Annotated in this window: 17 protein-coding genes; 8 read left to right on the top strand and 9 right to left on the bottom strand. The window is 70.1% G+C overall.

Annotated features, from left to right (window positions below):
• Positions 1 to 61: 61 nt before the first annotated feature.
• The 4 genes from FH610_RS38960 (at position 62) to FH610_RS38945 (ending at position 4,549) form a co-directional block, all read left to right on the top strand.
• Complete coding sequence (locus FH610_RS38960; RefSeq protein WP_139580255.1) at positions 62 to 2,773, top strand: cation-translocating P-type ATPase; 2,712 nt, start codon at positions 62 to 64, stop codon at positions 2,771 to 2,773.
• A 179-nt stretch (positions 2,774 to 2,952) separates the two neighbouring features.
• Positions 2,953 to 3,162, top strand: coding sequence for a DUF1918 domain-containing protein (locus FH610_RS38955; RefSeq protein ID WP_139580254.1), 210 nt, complete (start codon positions 2,953 to 2,955; stop codon positions 3,160 to 3,162).
• Between the two features lie 167 nt (positions 3,163 to 3,329).
• Complete coding sequence (locus FH610_RS38950; protein ID WP_139580253.1) at positions 3,330 to 3,623, top strand: DUF1876 domain-containing protein; 294 nt, start codon at positions 3,330 to 3,332, stop codon at positions 3,621 to 3,623.
• Positions 3,624 to 3,673: 50 nt separating this feature from the next.
• On the top strand, positions 3,674 to 4,549 hold the full coding sequence (locus FH610_RS38945) for a universal stress protein (protein WP_139580252.1): 876 nt from the start codon (positions 3,674 to 3,676) through the stop codon (positions 4,547 to 4,549).
• A 25-nt stretch (positions 4,550 to 4,574) separates the two neighbouring features.
• Here FH610_RS38945 and FH610_RS38940 read toward each other — a convergent pair whose 3' ends face one another.
• From FH610_RS38940 to FH610_RS38905, 8 genes are all read right to left on the bottom strand, one after another.
• A complete protein-coding gene (locus tag FH610_RS38940) occupies positions 4,575 to 6,068 on the bottom strand; it encodes a bifunctional aminoglycoside phosphotransferase/ATP-binding protein (RefSeq protein WP_167538824.1) in 1,494 nt (497 codons plus the stop codon).
• A gap of 253 nt (positions 6,069 to 6,321) precedes the next feature.
• Complete coding sequence (locus tag FH610_RS38935; RefSeq protein WP_139580251.1) at positions 6,322 to 7,671, bottom strand: nicotinate phosphoribosyltransferase; 1,350 nt, start codon at positions 7,669 to 7,671, stop codon at positions 6,322 to 6,324.
• A 134-nt stretch (positions 7,672 to 7,805) separates the two neighbouring features.
• Complete coding sequence (locus FH610_RS38930; RefSeq protein ID WP_139580250.1) at positions 7,806 to 8,666, bottom strand: universal stress protein; 861 nt, start codon at positions 8,664 to 8,666, stop codon at positions 7,806 to 7,808.
• A gap of 101 nt (positions 8,667 to 8,767) precedes the next feature.
• Positions 8,768 to 9,460 (bottom strand): rhodanese-like domain-containing protein, encoded by a 693-nt coding sequence (locus FH610_RS38925; protein ID WP_139580249.1) that lies wholly within the window; start codon positions 9,458 to 9,460, stop codon positions 8,768 to 8,770.
• Between the two features lie 126 nt (positions 9,461 to 9,586).
• On the bottom strand, positions 9,587 to 10,033 hold the full coding sequence (locus FH610_RS38920; RefSeq protein WP_139580248.1) for an archease: 447 nt from the start codon (positions 10,031 to 10,033) through the stop codon (positions 9,587 to 9,589).
• 4 nt (positions 10,034 to 10,037) lie between these two features.
• Positions 10,038 to 11,435, bottom strand: coding sequence for an RtcB family protein (locus FH610_RS38915; RefSeq protein ID WP_139580247.1), 1,398 nt, complete (start codon positions 11,433 to 11,435; stop codon positions 10,038 to 10,040).
• 92 nt (positions 11,436 to 11,527) lie between these two features.
• The gene (locus FH610_RS38910; RefSeq protein ID WP_139580246.1) at positions 11,528 to 11,794 is read right to left on the bottom strand and encodes a DUF1876 domain-containing protein; all 267 of its coding nucleotides are present in this window, start codon (positions 11,792 to 11,794) and stop codon (positions 11,528 to 11,530) included.
• A gap of 86 nt (positions 11,795 to 11,880) precedes the next feature.
• On the bottom strand, positions 11,881 to 12,603 hold the full coding sequence (locus FH610_RS38905; RefSeq protein ID WP_205826372.1) for a slipin family protein: 723 nt from the start codon (positions 12,601 to 12,603) through the stop codon (positions 11,881 to 11,883).
• 382 nt (positions 12,604 to 12,985) lie between these two features.
• Between FH610_RS38905 and FH610_RS38900 the strand changes: the two genes are divergently transcribed.
• The 3 genes from FH610_RS38900 to FH610_RS38890 all read left to right on the top strand — a co-directional run bounded on the left by FH610_RS38900 (position 12,986) and on the right by FH610_RS38890 (position 14,746).
• Positions 12,986 to 13,405, top strand: coding sequence for a CBS domain-containing protein (locus tag FH610_RS38900; RefSeq protein WP_139580244.1), 420 nt, complete (start codon positions 12,986 to 12,988; stop codon positions 13,403 to 13,405).
• A 121-nt stretch (positions 13,406 to 13,526) separates the two neighbouring features.
• The gene (locus tag FH610_RS38895; protein ID WP_240809452.1) at positions 13,527 to 14,315 is read left to right on the top strand and encodes a sigma 54 modulation/S30EA ribosomal C-terminal domain-containing protein; all 789 of its coding nucleotides are present in this window, start codon (positions 13,527 to 13,529) and stop codon (positions 14,313 to 14,315) included.
• 56 nt (positions 14,316 to 14,371) lie between these two features.
• Positions 14,372 to 14,746 (top strand): CBS domain-containing protein, encoded by a 375-nt coding sequence (locus tag FH610_RS38890; RefSeq protein WP_139580242.1) that lies wholly within the window; start codon positions 14,372 to 14,374, stop codon positions 14,744 to 14,746.
• Between the two features lie 98 nt (positions 14,747 to 14,844).
• Here FH610_RS38890 and ppsA read toward each other — a convergent pair whose 3' ends face one another.
• The gene (ppsA, locus tag FH610_RS38885) at positions 14,845 to 17,277 is read right to left on the bottom strand and encodes a phosphoenolpyruvate synthase (protein WP_139580241.1); all 2,433 of its coding nucleotides are present in this window, start codon (positions 17,275 to 17,277) and stop codon (positions 14,845 to 14,847) included.
• A 232-nt stretch (positions 17,278 to 17,509) separates the two neighbouring features.
• Here ppsA and FH610_RS38880 point away from each other — a divergent pair, with 232 nt between their 5' ends.
• The gene (locus FH610_RS38880; RefSeq protein ID WP_139580240.1) at positions 17,510 to 17,728 is read left to right on the top strand and encodes a hypothetical protein; all 219 of its coding nucleotides are present in this window, start codon (positions 17,510 to 17,512) and stop codon (positions 17,726 to 17,728) included.
• Positions 17,729 to 17,734 lie beyond the last annotated feature (6 nt).

Below are 17,734 nucleotides of genomic sequence, written 5' to 3'. Positions count from 1 at the left end.
AGAGCCGGACGGGAGCGGAGACGGGCAGCGCGAACCAGGTCGATTCCGAGGGTGGTCGCCGATGACGGAAACCGAAGGCCGGCCGTCGGATCCGCGGGAACCCGTCGTCCGGCTGTTCCGCGATCTGCGGACGCGCCCTACTGGGCTGTCCTCCAGGGAAGCTGCACGCCGCCTTGTCGTGTACGGGCCGAACCAGTTGGTCAGGAAGGCCCGGGGGAACCGGGCGAAAGAGCTCGGCCGCCAGTTCACCCATCCGCTGGCGTTGCTGTTGTGGGCGGCGGCAGGTCTGGCGACGGTGGCGCACACGGCTCCGCTCGCCATCGCGATCGTCGGTGTGATCGTCCTGAACGCGCTCCTGGCCTTCGCGCAGGAACAGCAGGCCGAGCACGCGGTCGAGACCTTGGCCCGCTACCTGCCGGCCAAGGCCAAGGTCGTCAGGGACGGCAGGCTCCAGGTCATCGACGCCGGCGGGCTCGTGCCGGGCGACGTGCTGGTCGTCGAGGAGGGCGACCGGGTGTCGGCCGACGCCCGGATGCTCGACGGCGCGGCGGAGATCGACCTGTCGACGTTGACCGGCGAGTCGCTGACCGCGTACCGATCCGCCGCCTTCGACGACCGCGCAGGTCCGCTGCTCCAGGCGCGAGACCTGCTGTTCAGCGGCACGACCTGTACGGGTGGGCAGGCCCGGGCGCTGGTGTTCGCCACCGGGATGCACACGGAGCTGGGCAGGATAGCCGCGCTTTCCCAGCGCGTCGGCAGAGCCGAGTCGCCGCTGGAACAGCAGGTCAAACGGGTGGCCTGGTTGATCGCGATCGTCGCGGTCGCGGCGGGCGCCGCCGTCCTGCCCGTCGCCGCCCTGGTGGCGCGTCTTCCGCTGGCCGACGCGTTCAAATTCGCCGTCGGCCTGCTGGTCGCGAACGTCCCCGAAGGACTGCTGCCCACCATCACCCTCGCGCTGGCCGTCGGGGTCCGGGCACTGGCCCGCGACGGCGCGGTCGTCAAGCGGCTGAGCGCCGTGGAGACTCTCGGCTCCACCACCGTGATCTGTACGGACAAGACCGGCACCCTCACGCTCAACCGGATGCGCGTGACCGACATCTGGACCAGCGCCGGCCCGATCCAGAACGCCGGCGGAAAGTGGGCCGGCCCTTCGTCGTCACCGCCGCTGAAGGCGGTGGCGGGGGCGGCTGCCCGTTGCAACAACGCCGCTCTCGGACCTGCGGAGACGGGGGACCCGACCGAGATCGCCCTGCTCCGGATGAGCGTCTCACTCGGGCAGAGCGGCCACGACGGCGAGCGGCGGCGGCAGTTCCACTTCGATCCCTCTCTGCGGATGATGTCCACGGTCGACGCCGTCGACGGAACGCTGTGGGTGCATGCCAAGGGAGCTCCTGAGGAGGTCCTCAGGCGCACCACGATGATGATGACCGCCGACGGCGCCTCGCGACCGATCGAGGAGCGGGACCGCGCGGAGATCACCAAGGTGGTCGACGGCTACGCGTCCCAAGGGCTGCGCCTGCTCGCGGTGGCCCGGCGCCCTCTCGACGCGGAGGTGCCGTTGCCTGCCCGGCGTGAGCATGCCGAGGCCGAGCTGACCTTCCTCGGCGTCGTGGCCATGCTCGACCCGCCCCGCCCCGAGGTGCCCGGCGCCGTCGCTCGCTGCCATACGGCGGGAATCCGGCTCATCGTGGTCACGGGCGACCATGGGCTCACGGCGGCGATGATCGCCAAACGGGTCGGCATCGCCCGCGACCGTACGCAGGTGGTGACGGGCTCCGAGCTGGACGCGATGACCGACGACGAGCTGGACGCTCTGCTCCGCAAGGGCAACGAACTGATCTTCTCGCGCAGTTCGCCCGAGGCCAAGCTGCGCATCGCCGACGCGCTGCGGGCCGAGGGCCATGTGGTGGCGATGACGGGTGATGGCGTCAACGACGCCCCCGCCTTGAGAAGTGCCGACATCGGCGTCGCGATGGGGGTCTCGGGGACCGACGTCGCCCGCGAAGCGGCCACCATGGTGCTGACCGACGACAACTTCGCCACGATCGTCGACGCCGTGCAGGCGGGCCGGCGCGTCTACGACAACGTACGCAAGTTCATCTGCTACATCTTCGCCCACGCCACACCCGAGGTGATCCCGTTCCTCGTGTTCGCGTTGTCCGGGGGCAGGGTCCCGCTCCCGCTCACGGTGCTCCAGCTCCTCGCGATCGATCTGGGCACCGAAACGCTGCCCGCGCTCGCTTTGGGCCGCGAGCCCGCGGAACCCGGCCTGATGAACCGCCCACCCCGTCGCCGATCGGAGGGGGTGATCCAGGGCGCCATGCTGGCCCGTGCCTGGGGGCTGCTCGGCGGAGTGTCGGCGGTTCTGGTGCTGGGAGCCTTCTTCGGCACGCTTCTGCTGGGAGGCTGGCATCCGGGCGCGGCCACGGGACCCGGCTCGGCGCTGCACCACACCTGGCAGCAGGCCACCACCATGACCTTCCTGGGCATCGTGGTCTGCCAGATCGGCACCGCCTTCGCCGCACGCACCCAGGCGGCGTCCCTGCGGGCCATCGGCGTGACCAGCAACCGGCTGCTGCTGTGGGGGATCGCGTTCGAGATCGCCTTCGCCGCCGTGGTCGTCCTCGTGCCACCGTTCCGCGCGGTTTTCGGCACGGCGCCGCCCGAGCCGGCTCAGTTCGTGCTCCTCCTTCCCTTCCCGTTTGTGGTGTGGGGCGCCGACGAGGTGTGGCGATGGACACGCCGCCGCTCAAGCACGCGGTCCTGCGGCTGATCGCCGTCGGCGGCCCTCGGTACGGAGGTCCCTCGGTTACAGGACCTCCTGCCCTAAGCAGCAGGAGCGACCCCAACCAGGCTGAATAGCGGCAATGGGCCTGGCACACCGCTGGGCGCCGATCACGACCGAGGTCGCGACCCCGGTCGGCAGCGGAATTAGGGAGAGATGGGGCAGCCATGAAAGCGGCAGTCGGCGACCGATTGATCATCGAGAGCCGCCACCTCGACGGGCCTCGCCGCACCGGCATCATCACGGGCCTTCATCACAGCGACGGGTCCCCGCCGTATGTGGTGAGGTGGTTGGACGAGAAGCATGAGACTCTCATCTTCCCGGGGCCGGGTGCCCACGTGGTGCACGGTCGCGAATACGGAGAGCGCGGTAGGTGACAACGCCTCCAGGTGTTTCACCGTGGAAACGCCGGATGCAGGGCCTGCCGCCCCCGCTGTGTGAGTGCCAGGGGGAGAGGCATGCCGACGCCGCCCTCGCGCGGCCTCTGTGGCCGGTGAGACGCGGCAGATCCGACTTTCCCGGGTTCGCGTCACGGGGAGGCAGGATGACAACCAAGCGCTGGAACATCGGCATCGACATCACCGAGCAGGACGATGAGACCTACGCCTGCGCCAGGCTGACCACGGCCGACGGAGTCGACGTCACGGGCGCCGGTCACGCTCACCGCAGCCCGGACGACCAGTCGATCCCCGAGATAGGCGACGAAATCGCCACAGCCAGAGCCCTGGCCAGGCTCAGCCACTGTCTCAACCAGATCGCGGTCAGGAAGATAGCCCCCCAGCAGCACGCGCTCCAGGAAGTGGTCGAGCCCAACCTGCCGTGGGAGCCGCCTGGATGAGACCTCTCGATCAGGATCGACCACCAACGCTCGCGACGGGAGAACACGCCATGGGCAAACTCATCGTGGTCGGCGTGGACGGATCGGCACAGGCCCTGTGCGCCGTGGACTGGGCCGCCGCTGAAGCCGGGCGCAGGCGTCTGCCGTTGCGCATCGTGCACATCGCGGTCCGCTGGGAGTACAACGTCGCGATCCGAGAACCCGGCCAGGAGGCGCCACGGCCGGAGGCCGCAGGACTGGAGGTCCTCAGGATCGCCGAGGACCGCGCCCGCACTTTCGCATCCGTCGACGTCGGCTGCAGGCTCGGGATCGGCCCCGTCTCCGCCACGCTACTTCAGGAGGCGGCCGACGCCGCCCTGCTGGTGCTGGGCTCGCACGGCACCGGGGGTTTCACGCGGTTGCTGCTCGGTTCGGCGAGCCGTCAGATGGCGGAACACGCCGCGTGCCCTGTCGTCATCGTGCCCGAGAAGCCGGACATCGGGCCCGGCCGATCCGGGATCGTCGTCGGTGTCGACGGCTCGGAAGCCTCCGTGGACGCCGTGGGATTCGCGTTCGAGGAGGCGTCTCTGCGCTCGGTCGGCCTGCGTGCCGTGCACGCCTGGGCCCACCCCGCGTACCCGAGGGAGGTGCGCCCGATCCGCTACGACATGACGGCGGTCGAACGAGAAGGCGCCAGGCTCCTGTCGGAGTCGCTGGCGGGGTGGAAGGCCAAGTTCCCGGACGTTCCAGTGGCCGAAGAGGTGATCGAAGGCGTCCCCGCGTCGGTTCTGGTCGAGGCGTCGAGCGACGCGGAGCTTCTCGTCGTCGGAGCCAGAGGACGCGGCGGCTTTGCCAAGCTCCGCCTCGGCTCGGTCAGCCATGCCGTCCTTCACCATGCGGAAGGACCTGTGGCCGTCGTGCGCAGCCTTCATCCCAAACGGGGGTAGACGGGCAAACCACACGTGTGGTGGTTCAGCCCGGTTCCATCCGGGGACGCCGAAACCGCCGTGGCACGCCGGCCCAGCGGGCGCGGATCGCCCTCATCGCCCGCTCCAGTGTCTGTTCCGGGGGCGTATCGGTGTCGATCTCGGTCGCGTCCGGCCAGGGCGCCATCGTCGCCGTCATCGCCGCGGCGATTGCCTGGTCCGCGTCCGATATCCCGCCGGTGCGGCGCGCGAGGCGTTCGGCGGTCACCCGCGGAGGGGCGGTGCAGCACAGCGCCAGGAGATCGGCGGAGGCACGCCGGGCCAGGTCCACCGCGGCGGTGCGGCACGCGGCGTCCGTCCAGGAGGCGTCGACGACGACCGGCTCGCCGAGGCCGAGTAGTCTCCCGGCCCTGGACAACAGCTCGGCATAGGTCCGTCGGGTGGACTCCGCGCAGTAGATGCCTTCGCCGAAGGGGGCGGCCGCGGGCTGGTGTGGCGATATGCCGGCGAGCTCCTTACGAAGGCGGTCGCTGGTCAGCAGCGTGCAGCCGAGCCGGTCGGCGACGGCGGCGGCCAGAGTCGATTTTCCGGTTCCCGGGAGCCCGCCGACGAGGACCAGGGTGACCGCGCCCGCCTGGAGATGGCCCAGCGTGAGCTCGGCGAGACGCCGGGCCTCCCACGCCGCTGTGGAGTCTCCCTGGCCATGGCGCAGGCAGGCGACCTTGGCGCGGACGAAGGCCCGGTAGGCGACGTAGTGATGCCACAGCGATGGCGGCGAGGGGTCTCCGGAGAACTCGGCGTACCAGCGCAGGAACAGCTCTGCGAGGCGAGGCGCGCCGAGCCGCTCCAGATCCATGGCCAGGAAGGCGGCGTCGTCCAGGCCGTCGACGAAGCGGAGCCGGTCGTCGAATTCCAGGCAGTCCAGGATCCGAGGCCCGTCGTCCAGGCAGAAGATGTCGTCGGCGAGCAGATCGCCGTGGCCGTCCACGATCCGGCCTGCCGCGACCCGGGCGGCGAAGAGCGGTTCCCGGCCGTCGAGGAAGCGCAGCGTGAGCCGTTCGATCTCGTCGAGGACCTCGGCGTCCAGGACCGCCTCGGGCAGCGCCCGCACCTCACGGAAGCTCGCGGTCCAGCGGAGTCGCAGTGCCCGCCCGCTCCCTTGCTCGTCGATGCGGGGACCGCGCGGGGACCGGGCGTGCATGCCCGCGATCATTCGCGCGACCTGGCACACGGCGTTCTCCACCGGTTCTCCCGCGCGGACGAGCGCCGAAAGGCGGCGCTCGTCCGGCATACGCCGCATCACCACGAGGTGCTCCCAGACCCGTCCGTCCGGGCCGGCCACGTCGGCCACTCCTTCGTAGACGTCCGGCGCCAGCCGGCGGTTGAGCTCGACCTCCTTGCGGCACATCGCCCGCCGGGCCTCCAGGGTGGTGAAGTCCAGGAAGCCCAGATTCACCGGTTTCTTCAGCTTGAAAGCATGATCTCCGAGGAGGATCACCACCCCGGCGTGCGTCTCCTTGACCTGCGCCCATGGCCTCATCGAGGTGCCCCCGTCCCCGGTCGTTGCCAGGCGGCGACCAGGAGCCGCCAGACAGCGTCTCCACATCTGCTTTCTGGAGACATTCCCCGCGCACCGGCTCCTCCCCTCGGCTGTGGCCTGCCGGTGCCCCGGCCGGTGGCGGGCCACGATCAGTCTGAACTCGTCCACCTGTCCCAGGGCGCGGAACGTCCCGGAGGAGAACCATGTGGAGCCGGGCGTCACAGGCGCCGCCCGCCCTGTCGACGGAGACCCGTCACCGGGAGCCTCGATCACCCCGGATCGCCGCCGTTCTCGCGTCTGTCTCGTGGCGGACGCGCTGGGAGAGCAGAGTGAGGCGTTCGCTGTGGCGGACCTGGGGCGCACGCGGGTCGCGCAACGCCCGCGCGGGCGCCGGAAGGCGCGCGAGTTCCGCGGCGCAGCGGTCGCGCGACGTCGCGATCGCCTCGCTCGGGGCGAGCCGCCGTCCCGCCTCCATCACGGGGGCGAGCAGGGGGCGGTGGCCGGGCGGTGCGGGCTCGTCGCGCAGGCCGACGATGTCGCCGGTCTCCCCGCGGAAGACCTGCTTGGCGCCGGGGAGGGTGACCTTCCCCGCGGAGAGCTTCATCACCGGACGCCCGCCGTAGTCGACCAGCTTGTACGCGCTGTTCAGCGAGGGCGCGTCGGCCGAGACGCCCATCTTCGTGCCGACCGCGTAGACGTCGATCGGTGCGCCCTGCCGCACCAGGTCGTCGATGGCGTACTCGTCCAGCCCGCCACTGGCGAGGATCTCCGCGTCGGGCAGCCCTGCTTCGTCGAGCATCCGGCGGGCCTGCCGCGACAGGTCCGCCAGGTCTCCGGAGTCGAGCCGTACGACCAGAGGCCCGGGCAGTCGCATCCGCCGGGACACGGCGATGGCCGCCCGGACGCCGGTCAGGGTGTCGTAGGTGTCGACGAGGAAGGTGTTCGCACCGGGCAGATCGGCGGCGAACGCCGCGAATGCGGCTTCGTCGTCGCCGAAGGCCTGGATGTACGAGTGCGCCATCGTGCCGGCGGCGCGCAGGCCGTACCGCCGGGCCGCCTCGACATTGCTGGTGGCGGAGAAGCCGGCGATCGCGGAGGCCCGTGCCACCGACATGGCGGCGCCGATTCCCTGGGTGCGCCGGAAGGCGAAGTCGATCAGCCGTGCCCGGCCGGCGGCGAGCACGCATCTGGCGGCCTTGGTCGCCGCGGTCGTCTGGAAGGTGATGTGGTTGAGCAGCACGGTCTCGGCCAGTTGGGCCTCGGCGATCGGACCGCTCACCTCGATGATCGGCTCGTCGGCGAACAGCGTGGATCCCTCCGGTGCGGCCCAGACGTCCCCGGTGAAGCGCATGCGTTCCAGGCCTCGCAGTACGTCGTGGCCGTACTGTCCGGTGCGTTCGAGGTAGTCGAGTTCGGCGGCGGTGAAGTGGAAGCCTTCGAGGAATTCCAGGCAGTCGTCCAGGCCGGCGGTGACGAGGAAGCCGCGGTTCGCGGGCAGCCTGCGGACGAACAGGCTGAAGGTGGCCCTGCCGGTCATGCCGCGGCGAAGGTAGCTCGCCGCCATGTTGATCTCGTACAGATCGGTGAGCAGTCCGCTGGCCATGGCCTCCTCCTCGATCTCGCTGTGCCGACCCTGCGCGGCTTGCGGCTCAGCCCCGGGCGGTGGACCAGGGTGATCTCCCCGCCCGGAGGCGCCGCGGCGTGACCCCCTCCCTCGGCCGCCTCGGCGGCAAGCGGTCAGTGGCGGACCACGATCACGGGCGCGCGAGCGTGATGAAGCACGGCGTGAGCAGTGGCGCCCAGGCCCAGCCAGGTGGCCATTCCCGTATGGGCCCCGATGACGACCAGGTCCGTCTCCGCGGAGGCCTCGATCAAGGCCTTGGCCGGATGCTCCCGCACGACGCGCTCGGTGAGCGTCACGTCGGGGAAGTTCTCCCGCCGACCGGCGATACTCTCCGCGAGCAGGCGCGCCTCCTCCGCCCCGACGCTGTCCACGTCGTAGACGAGCGGCTGAAGGTAGTCCAGTTCCGTCGCGGCCGGATGCGTCCACGCGTGCACGGCACGCAGGCCGGCATGCCGCAGCGCGGCTTCGCGGAACGCGAACTCCAGGACGGGTTCCTGATCGGGGTGCCCGGTGACGCCAACGGTGATCTCACCGCGGCCGTCTTCTTTCGTCTGCCGGACGACGGCGACGGGGCAGGGAGCCCTGGCCGTGACGTAGCGGCTCACCGACCCCAGCAGCAGCTCGGCGAACCCGCCGCGGCCGCGGTTTCCCACGACGATGAGCTGAGCGCCCTCCGCGGCTGCGACGAGCGCCTCCGGCGCTGCGCCGTCGACGATCTCCGCCGACACCGGCAGATGCGGCCTGCCCGCTCTGGCGTGGACCGTCGCCTGATCGAGCACGGTCCGCGCAGCCGCCTCGGCATCGGCTCCCCAGCTCGCCGGCTGCGGGACGAGCGGCACGTAGTACGGCCAGCGCAGCGTCACGTACACGATCCGCAACGGCGCACCGCGGAGCTCGGCTTCCCGACCGGCCCAGCCGGCGGCCTGAAGCGAGGGCGTCGATCCGTCGACGCCGACGACGATCGGCTCTGCCATGGCGCCACCCCTCACACGTTGCCGGCCGACGATCGGCAGGTAAGGCTCTTACAGCAGTTGTGCCCGCATCCGTGCCGTTCGTGCGGCGCCGGAGTTGCCCGCTACCCGAGATCGGGCTCCGATTCCGGTGCCCGGAGGTCGCCGATTCCGAACAGACCCACGAGCGTGCCGTCCGCCCGGGTCACGACGACATGCCGGACGTCGGCGCGATCCATGCGCTCGGTCAGCCTCGCGACCTCCGCGCTCGGACGGGTGGTCGTGACGCCGACGCACATGACACGCTCGGCCGTGGCCGTGGGATCCGCGCCGATCAGCTCACGCGCACCGATCACCCCGTGAACGACGCCATCCCTGCCGATCACCACAGCCAGCCCTGCCGGATCCGCGATGATCCTGTCCGCTACTTCCGCAAGCGGGTCCTCCAGGTAAGCGATCACCGGGTCACGACGCACCTGCTCTCTCACCAGGGCAGCGTTCCCCTCATAGGGAAGATCGGCGGAGATCCAGTCCATCTTGCCCGGCGAGTAGTCGTGGACGGTGTCAAAACCCAGCCTCTCCAGGCGGTGGGCCGCTCGGGGACTTAGATCGCAGAGCCAGTCGTGGCAGTAGACGATGATCGGTCGAGACCTGTCCAGCGCAGCGGCGGACAGGTCGTCGAGATCCCGCAACGGGTGGTTGACTGCGGACGGGAGGTGCGCCCAGTCAAACTGCTCCCTGGGGAGCACTTCGACCAGCTGAGCCCGCCCGGCTGAGAGAAGATCCTGCACGGCTTCTCGAGTGACGACCTGCACCATGTTGTGGGGCCGTACCCCGCGGACGGAGAGTATGCCGCGCCCGCCGGCCCGACATTCACTGTTCCCCTGCCGAACCGCTCCGTGCCGGACGACGGCGAGTGCCGGACGACGGCGAGTGCCGGTCGTCTACACGTCCAAGGTCACGGCGCAGACCCATCCGTGCGGTCCGTGATTGAAACGCAGGCCGTGGAGCGCGACGGCCTTGGGCACCGCGCCGATCTGGGGGACGGCCGCCACGTCGGTCATGCCCAGCGTCAGCCACAGGCCTGCCTCGTCCTCGTGCGCATCGATCTCGCAGGGGACGCGGGCCGCCGTGTCCATGAGGTAGATCACCTCGTCGAGCACCGTCAAGAGCTGCTCGTCGGGCGGGGCCGGGTCGACGTGGAGCGTACGCGTGCCGTGGCGCTCGGCTCGGCTGAGGTCGGCGAAGCCGTCGATCATGGCGCGGACGGCCTCGGCGACGCATTCGGCGGCGGTGGGGGCCCATGCCTCCAGGCGGACGTCGGCGGTGTGGGGGAGCGAGCGGTGGCCGCGCCCGCCGACCGGGCCTCTACCGCCGTGGGGCCGGGCCACCGGGTCAGCCCTTCACCACGCCGAGCGGGACGAGCCGCGCGACCATGCGGCAGAGCCCGGCTCCGACGCTCGCCGCGACCACGGCGTCCACGTCCTTGTAGGCGTCCGGCTTCTCTTCGGCGAGGCCACGCCAGGAGGATCCGCGTACGGCGATGCCCCGGCCCTCCAACCGCGCGCGCAGCTCCCGTCCGCTGGTGGAGCGCGCGGCCTGATGGCGGCTCTGGACGCGACCGGCGCCGTGGCAGGTGGAGTGGAAGGCGTGCCCGCCGGGCACGCCGGTGAGCACGTAGGAGGCGGTGCCCATGGTGCCGGGGATGAACACGGGCTGGCCGAACGGCGCCAGATCCGCCGGCAGATCGGGATGGTGGGGCGGGAGCGCGCGGGTCGCGCCCTTGCGGTGCACGCACAGCCGCCTCCCGTCGTGCTCTTCCACCTTGGCCAGGTTGTGCGACACGTCGTAGACCAGGGCCAGAGCGGCGCCGGCGACCTGACGGAACGCCCGCCGGGCCGCCTCGGCAAGCAGTTGCCGGTTGGCCCGGCCGTAGTTGGCCGCCGCGGCCATCGCGCCCAGGTAGCCGCGGCCTTCCGGCGAGTCCACCGGGACGCAGGCCAGCTGCCGGTCCGGCACACCGATGCCGTAGTCGATCATGGCTTTGTCCATCGCGCGTACGTGATCGGTGCAGATCTGATGTCCCAGGCCGCGTGATCCGCAGTGGATCATCACGCACACCTGGCCGAGCCGCAGACCGAACGCGGCCGCCACCGCCTCGTCGTAGATCTCCTCGACCGCCTGGACCTCCAGGAAATGGTTGCCGGAGCCGAGACTGCCGACCTGGAGCAGGCCTCGTTCCACCGCCCGGGTGCCGACCTGGCCGGGGTCGGCGCCGGCCACGGCTCCCTGATCCTCACAGCGGTCCAGATCGCGAGCCTCGCCGTGCCCCGCCCGTACGGCGAAGCACGCTCCTTCGCGCAGCACCCGGTCGAGCTGGGCGGGGCCCGGCAGACGCCACACTCCGCCTCCGCCGAGCCCACGGGGTGTGGCCGCGTCCAGGTCGTCCATCAGCCGGTCCATGACGGGCACGAGTCCTTCGCGGTGCAGGTCGGCGGCCAGCAGACGCACCCCGCAGGAGATGTCGAACCCCACACCCCCGGGGGAGACCACTCCGCCCGCCGACACGTCCGTGGCCGCCACGCCCCCGATCGGAAAGCCGTATCCCCAGTGCAGGTCGGGCATCCCGTAGGAGGCGCCGACGATGCCGGGCAGGGTGGCCACGTTGACGATCTGCTGAAGGGCCTGCTCCTCGGGCATCAGGTCCCGGGAGACGAACACGACTCCCGGCACCCGCATCGGCGCCTGCCGCTCGATCCGGAACCGAAAGGGTGTCTCCTGTACAAGCTTCATGACCTATCTCACCCGATTGCGACGTCCCGAGATCCGCGAACGAATCCGGCCGGGATTCGGGCTGGTGCGGACATGCGGCTACCGGCTACCGGCTACCACAGACTGTTCCGCTCCACGGGCGGGGCGACCTGGGCGATGTCCCTGGACGTGATGACAAGGAGCTTGTCCGCCAAGTCGGCAAGCGCGCGGGCCGTGGCGAGCTCGTCGCCGATTTCGGGGACCGAGGGGTCGACGGGGTTGCGGCGTGCGTGTCCCGCACCGGCCAGATGGCCGTCCCCGGTGGTCAGCACCGCTTTGGCGAAGGTGTCGTCGCCGTGCTCTGAGAGGTAGATCTGCACGGTCCACCGCTTAGTCTCCATGTCAGGAAACCTCCACTCCCCCTGGATCGATGCGGACGGTTGATCTCGTGGCGGGTCGAGCCATCGGCTCACGGTGCGGCCCGATGTCATGGCACGAGTGTCGGCTCTTCGACCTTGGCGCCCTCCGCGCCCACGAACTGCGACAACGCGCGCACCGTGCTGAGGAACTGGGCGGGGAACACGATGGTGGAGTTGTGCTCCACGGCGATCTCGCTCAGGACCTGGAGATTGCGCAGTTGCAACGCGATCGGATGGGCGGCGATGACATCGGCGGCCTCGGCCAGCTTGCCGGCGGACAGCGCCTCACCCTCCGCCGCGATGATCTTGGCGCGCTTCTCACGTTCGGCTTCGGCCTGGCGGGCCATCGCCCGCTGCATAGAGGGCGGCAGTTCGATGTCCTTGAGCTCCACCAGAAGGACGTAGACGCCCCACTGCTGCGTGATGCGATCGAGGATCTGTTTGATCGACTCGTTGAGCGTCTCGGTGTCGGTGAGCACCTGGTCGAGCAGGGAGCGCCCGACCACGTTGCGGACGGTTGTCTGAGCGATCTGACCGATGGCCGTCTCGACGTTCTCGATCTCCACGATCGACTTCACGGGGTCCACCCGGCGGAAGTACGCGACTGCGGCGACGCCGATGGAGACGTTGTCGCGGGTGATGATCTGCTGAGAGGGGATGGGCATGGTCACCGTGCGGAGGCTCACCTTCCGCATGCGGTCGACCAGGGGGATCATGAACCGCAGACCGGGATCGCGGACGTCGCGGACTTTGCCGAGCCGGAACACCACACCTCGCTCGTACTGCCGCACGATGGCAATGCCGAGATTTGGCATCGCTGGCCCCAATCCACACGTAGTCGCCACTGCTGACGACCCGGGCTTCGATCTGACCGATCCCTCCCGACCGGCGTGCAGGGAGGCGTCCTGTCACATGTCCCCGTGACGTCGGGCGGAGCCTCCTACTCGTGAGCCTCGCTTCGCGCAGTGCGGGAAGGTAGAGAATTTCGTCCGCTCACTTGTGGACGAACGTCCTGGCCGAAGCCGGTCTCCTACCGCGCGAGATCGGAGGCGTCGCGGGTATCGCCGGCCGGTACACCCATGGCGTCGGCTACTGCTCATGGCCAGGGTGGGTATAAGTGCTGGGACGCGAATCATTCACTGTGTCTCGGGGGCACCGATGAGCGTAACGGATATGGGCAAGAAGGCGCGGGACGTGATGCACGAAGGCGTTCAGTGCATCGGTGAACACGAAACGCTGCGCACGGCCACGCAGATGATGGCCGACCTGGGAGTCGGCGCGCTGCCCATCTGCGGGGACGACGACCGGCTCAAGGGGATCATCACCGACCGCGACATCGTGGTCATGTGCTGCGCGCACGGCATGGACATCGACCGGACGACCGCCGGGGAACTGGCCCGTGGCCTGGTATGGGTCGATGCCGACGCCAGCGTGGAGGAGGCGCTGTTCGCGATGGAGGAGCACCACATCAAGCGCCTGCCCGTGATCGCACGTCATCGTCTGGTCGGCATCATCAGCGAGGCGGATCTGGCCAAGGAGTTGCCGGACAGCAAGCTCGCGGAGTTCGTCCACCGCGTCTACGCGCTCGACTGACCGCCGGCGGCCGCACCTCCGCCGACCGGAGTTGAGCTCGATGACGCAGCGCGGGACGGGAACCAGGCCCGACGACCGCGGCCGATGGCGGAGGTGATCCGGTATGGAACGCCGTTCTCCCGTGAGTGCACTCGATCCCTCCGAGATACGGGTCGAGACCAGGGGACCGGTCCCGGCCGGTTCGGCCGACGAGGCTCGCGAGACGGTCGCGGCCCTGACCGCGCTCGCGCACGAACCGGTGCTCTACGCCCGGGTGAAGCTCGGTGTCTCGGCCGACCCGGCCGTCCCCCGTCCCTGCGTCGCCCAGGCCAACCTCGACGTGAACGGGCGGCTCGTCCGCGCCCAGGCGGTCGGCGAGCACATGCACCAGGCCATCCGCCTCCTGGAGGACAGGCTCCGGGTCCGGCTGCGCCGTAGGTCCCGGGACTGGGAGGACCTGCGCGGGCGATATCCCTTGGACGTCGACCAGGAGTGGCGGCGTTCGAGCCCGCCCCGCCACCCGCTGCCGTACTTCCCCCGGCCATCCGGCGAGCGGCAGGTCGTACGGCACAAGGCGTACGAACTCGCCTGGGCGACCCCTGACGAGGCCGCCTTCGACATGGAGCAGCTCGACTACGACTTCCACCTGTTCCGGGAGGTGGACACCGGTCAGGACAGCGTCATCTACCGCAGCGGAGAGGCCTACCGGCTGGCGCAGGTGTCGCCCCGCCCCGATGGTCTGGGCCCGGTGTCCGTGCCGCTCACCGTCAGCACCACGCCCGCACCGGTCCACACCCTGGAGGAGGCCACGGCCCGGCTGGAGACGAGCGGCCTGCCCTTCGTGTTCTTCGCCGACAGGCGGACGGGCCGGGGCAACGTCGTCTACCACCGCTACGACGGCCACTACGGGCTCATCACGCCCAGCGGCTGACCGGCGTCCCCGGGCGGTGTGGTTGGCTGGATGTGCTGGTGAGGAGGGGAGGCCGCATGCGTATCGCCAACGTTTACCGTCCCCTGGTGTTCGGCTGTCCGGTGAGTGCGAAGCTGCCCGAGGTGGCGCGCCGGATGACGGAGAAGAACATCGGCGCGCTCGCCGTGCTCGAAGGGGACCGGGTCACCGGAGTGATCACAGAACGGGACCTCGTGACGGCACTTGCCACATCCGACGATCCCGCCGGGCTGAGCGCGGGAATGTGCGCGTCGTCGGACATCAAGACCGCGACCTTGGACGAGGATACGCGCGAGGTGGCCCGCCGCATGCTCGATCACGGCATCCGCCACATCCCGGTGGACCAGGACGGGCGCCTGATCGGCATGGTGTCGATGCGCGACCTTCTCTCGGTGGAGACGCTCGCGCCGTAGCCGCCGCACGATCTTCAGGGATCAGGGGCGGGTCCGCGTTCCGGCGGGATAGGGGCGAGCTCCCAGTTCGATGCACGCCTCCAGTTCCTCGCCGGCAATCAGGCCGGCGGCCACGACCGCGCTCCGCGGACCGCTGAGGCAGGTTCCCGGCGCTCCTGTCCGCGTTCGGCCGCGGCGACGTTCTCTTTTACCGAGAAGAAGCTGTCGGGTGCGACGGAGATCGAGTCGATGCCCGCCTCGACCAGGAACCGGGCGAAGTCCGGGTCGTCGCTGGGACGTTGCCCGCAGAGCCCGACCTTGCGCCTCTTGGCGTGCGCGGCCGAGATGAGGTGCTCGATGCTGCGGGTGAGGGCGGGATTGCGTTCGTCGAACAGATGCGCCAGCTCGGCGGAGTCCCGGTCGACCCCCAGGGTGAGCTGGGTGAGGTCGTTGCTGCCGATGGAGAACCCGTCGAAGCGGTCGGCGAACTCCTCGGCCAGGATGATGTTGGCCGGGATCTCGGCCATGGCGTAGACCTCCAGGCCGCCTCGGCCCCGCCCCAGGTTCTCCTCGGCCATGACCCGCAGGACCCGGTCGGCCTCCTCGAGCGTACGGCAGAACGGGATCATCACGATGACGTTGGTGAGCCCGATGCGCTCCCGCACCCGGCGGATGGCACGGCATTCGAGGGCGAAGCCCTCCCGGTATCCCTCCGTGTAGTAGCGGCTCGCCCCGCGCCACCCGAGCATCGGATTCTCCTCGTGGGGCTCGAACCGCCGCCCGCCGACGAGCCGGGCGTATTCGTTGGTCTTGAAGTCGCTCATTCGTACGATCACGGGGTCGGGCCAGCGGGAGGCGGCGATGCGGGCGATGCCGTGGGCCAGTCGCTCGACGAAGTACTCGGTCAGGTCGTCGTAGCCCCGGGTGAGCTCGGTGATCCGGCGGCGGGCGTCCTCCTCGACACGGCCGGGGTGCACCAGGGCCATGGGGTGGATCTTGACGTGGTTGTTGACGATGAACTCCATCCGGGCCAGGCCGACGCCGTCGGCGGGCAGCCGCCACCAGCGGAAGGCCGCGGCCGGGTTGGCCAGGTTGAGCATGACCCTGGTCCTGGTGGCCGGGATGTCCTCCAGGCTGATCTCCTCGTCCTCGTAGTCGCGCAGGCCCTCGTAGACGAAGCCCTCGTCGCCCTCGGCGCAGGAGACGGTCACCGTCATGCCGTCACCGAGCAGGGTGGTCGCGTCGCCGGTGCCGATGATCGCGGGGACGCCGAGTTCGCGGCTGACGATGGCGGCGTGAGAGGTGCGGCCGCCGTGGTCGGTGACGATCGCCGCGGCCCTCTTCATGATCGGCTCCCAGTCGGGGTCGGTGATCCTCGTGACGAGCACCGATCCGGCCACGAAGCGGTCGATCTCCGCCGCGCTGGTCAGGTTGCACACCGGTCCTGCCGCTATCGCGTCTCCGATGGCCAGCCCCTTCACCAGCGGCTCGGCCATCGGTCCACCGGTGTCGCGGATGCGGTAGGTGCGCAGCAGCGACGCCTCCCGGCGCTGGTGGACGGTCTCCGGGCGGGCCTGGACGAGGAAGATCTCGCCGGTCCTGCCGTCCTTGGCCCATTCCATGTCCATCGGGGTGCCGTAATGGCCCTCCACCGCGATGGCCCACCGGGCCAGCAGCATGACCTCCTCGTCGTCCAGCGCGTACCGGACCGCCTCTTCCTCTGTGGTGTCGAGCTGGCGGGTTCCTCCCGCCGCGTCGTAGACCACCTTGCGTTCCTTGCGCCCCCGGGTCTTCGACACGATGGGGCACAGGTCCGGGTCGCCGAGGAGCGGCTTGAACACCACGTACTCGTCGGGATCCACCCTGCCGCCGACCACCGTCTCGCCCAGCCCCCAGGAGGCGTCGATCAGGACCGAGCGGGGGAAGCCGGTCTCGGTGTCGATCGAGAACATCACTCCGGCGGCGCCCAGGTCGGAGCGGACCATGCGCTGCACCCCGACCGACAACGCGACGTCCAGGTGACCGAATCCGCTGTCCTCCCGGTAACTGATGGCCCGGTCGGTGAACAGGGACGCGTAACAGCGAAGACAGGCGCCGAGCAACGCCGCCGCACCGCTGACGTTGAGGAAGCTCTCCAGCTGCCCGGCGAAGCTGGCCTCCGGCAGGTCTTCCGCGGTCGCGCTGCTGCGCACCGCGACATCCGGGTCGATGGTCCCCAGGCGATCGGCCAGCTCGCCGTATGCCTGCTCAACGGCTTCCGTGACCGCCGCCGGAAGCTCGGCCGCCAGGATGGCGTCCCGTATCGCGCGGCCGACGTCCGGCAGGTCGGCCCCTCGGCGCAGCCGGCCGATGTGCTCCGCGATCACTTCGTTCAGCCCGTTCACCTGGGTGAACCGGCGATAGGCGTCGGCGGTGAGGGCGAAGCCCTCCGGCACGCGAACCCCCGCCCGGGCCAGGTTGCGCGTCAGTTCCCCCAGGCCCGCGTTCTTGCCGCCCACCAGGCCGACGTCCGTACGGCCCAGCTCGGCGAACCACCTGACCAACCGCGACATGGCCCACCCCGCTACATGTCGACTACGGGAGTCCCTCTCACCCTTCGCCTCGCGCAGCCGGCGAGGTAGGGAACTTCGTCTCCTGCGCGCGGACGAACGTCCCGGCCCGTGCTCGCCACCGTCCTGCCGCAAGCTCACCCGGGTCGAAGTGGGATCACCTCGGTTCGTGGGTACGGAGCCAGGAATCGGGGGGTGGACACGCGAGATGCCCAGTCACGTTTTCCAGGACGAGATGCGGCAGGTGCTCGACGAGGTATACCGCGGACGTGAAACGGTCGCGGTCCGGGATGTCTACGCGAACGCGTCGGCGCGTCTGCATCTGACCGCCGACATGCTCGCGCACCTGAACGAGATCCCGGAGGGCGCCTACACCAGGCAGGAGATGACCGAGGCGATCAACAGAGTGATCCTGCACCGTAACGAGCAGGACATCCTCGGCTTGATCGAATAGCCTTCC

It is taken from the genome of Microbispora catharanthi, assembly GCF_006334915.2.
In the GTDB taxonomy this organism is placed as follows: domain Bacteria; phylum Actinomycetota; class Actinomycetes; order Streptosporangiales; family Streptosporangiaceae; genus Microbispora; species Microbispora catharanthi.
The sequence above is the reverse complement of the archived record's forward strand: the minus strand, read 5'-3'. Positions and strand labels throughout refer to the sequence as shown.

What these genes read in the sequence shown, in the direction of transcription:
- FH610_RS38940 (WP_167538824.1), bottom strand. Translation starts at nt 6,068, where the DNA reads ATGAGGCCATGGGCGCAGGTCAAGGAGACGCACGCCGGGGTGGTGATC.
- FH610_RS38945 (WP_139580252.1), top strand. Translation starts at nt 3,674, where the DNA reads ATGGGCAAACTCATCGTGGTCGGCGTGGACGGATCGGCACAGGCCCTG.
- FH610_RS38925 (WP_139580249.1), bottom strand. Translation starts at nt 9,460, where the DNA reads ATGGTGCAGGTCGTCACTCGAGAAGCCGTGCAGGATCTTCTCTCAGCC.
- FH610_RS38935 (WP_139580251.1), bottom strand. Translation starts at nt 7,671, where the DNA reads ATGGCCAGCGGACTGCTCACCGATCTGTACGAGATCAACATGGCGGCG.
- FH610_RS38950 (WP_139580253.1), top strand. Translation starts at nt 3,330, where the DNA reads ATGACAACCAAGCGCTGGAACATCGGCATCGACATCACCGAGCAGGAC.
- FH610_RS38900 (WP_139580244.1), top strand. Translation starts at nt 12,986, where the DNA reads ATGGGCAAGAAGGCGCGGGACGTGATGCACGAAGGCGTTCAGTGCATC.
- FH610_RS38930 (WP_139580250.1), bottom strand. Translation starts at nt 8,666, where the DNA reads ATGGCAGAGCCGATCGTCGTCGGCGTCGACGGATCGACGCCCTCGCTT.
- ppsA (WP_139580241.1), bottom strand. Translation starts at nt 17,277, where the DNA reads ATGTCGCGGTTGGTCAGGTGGTTCGCCGAGCTGGGCCGTACGGACGTC.
- FH610_RS38910 (WP_139580246.1), bottom strand. Translation starts at nt 11,794, where the DNA reads ATGGAGACTAAGCGGTGGACCGTGCAGATCTACCTCTCAGAGCACGGC.
- FH610_RS38890 (WP_139580242.1), top strand. Translation starts at nt 14,372, where the DNA reads ATGCGTATCGCCAACGTTTACCGTCCCCTGGTGTTCGGCTGTCCGGTG.
- FH610_RS38880 (WP_139580240.1), top strand. Translation starts at nt 17,510, where the DNA reads ATGCGGCAGGTGCTCGACGAGGTATACCGCGGACGTGAAACGGTCGCG.
- FH610_RS38955 (WP_139580254.1), top strand. Translation starts at nt 2,953, where the DNA reads ATGAAAGCGGCAGTCGGCGACCGATTGATCATCGAGAGCCGCCACCTC.
- FH610_RS38960 (WP_139580255.1), top strand. Translation starts at nt 62, where the DNA reads ATGACGGAAACCGAAGGCCGGCCGTCGGATCCGCGGGAACCCGTCGTC.
- FH610_RS38915 (WP_139580247.1), bottom strand. Translation starts at nt 11,435, where the DNA reads ATGAAGCTTGTACAGGAGACACCCTTTCGGTTCCGGATCGAGCGGCAG.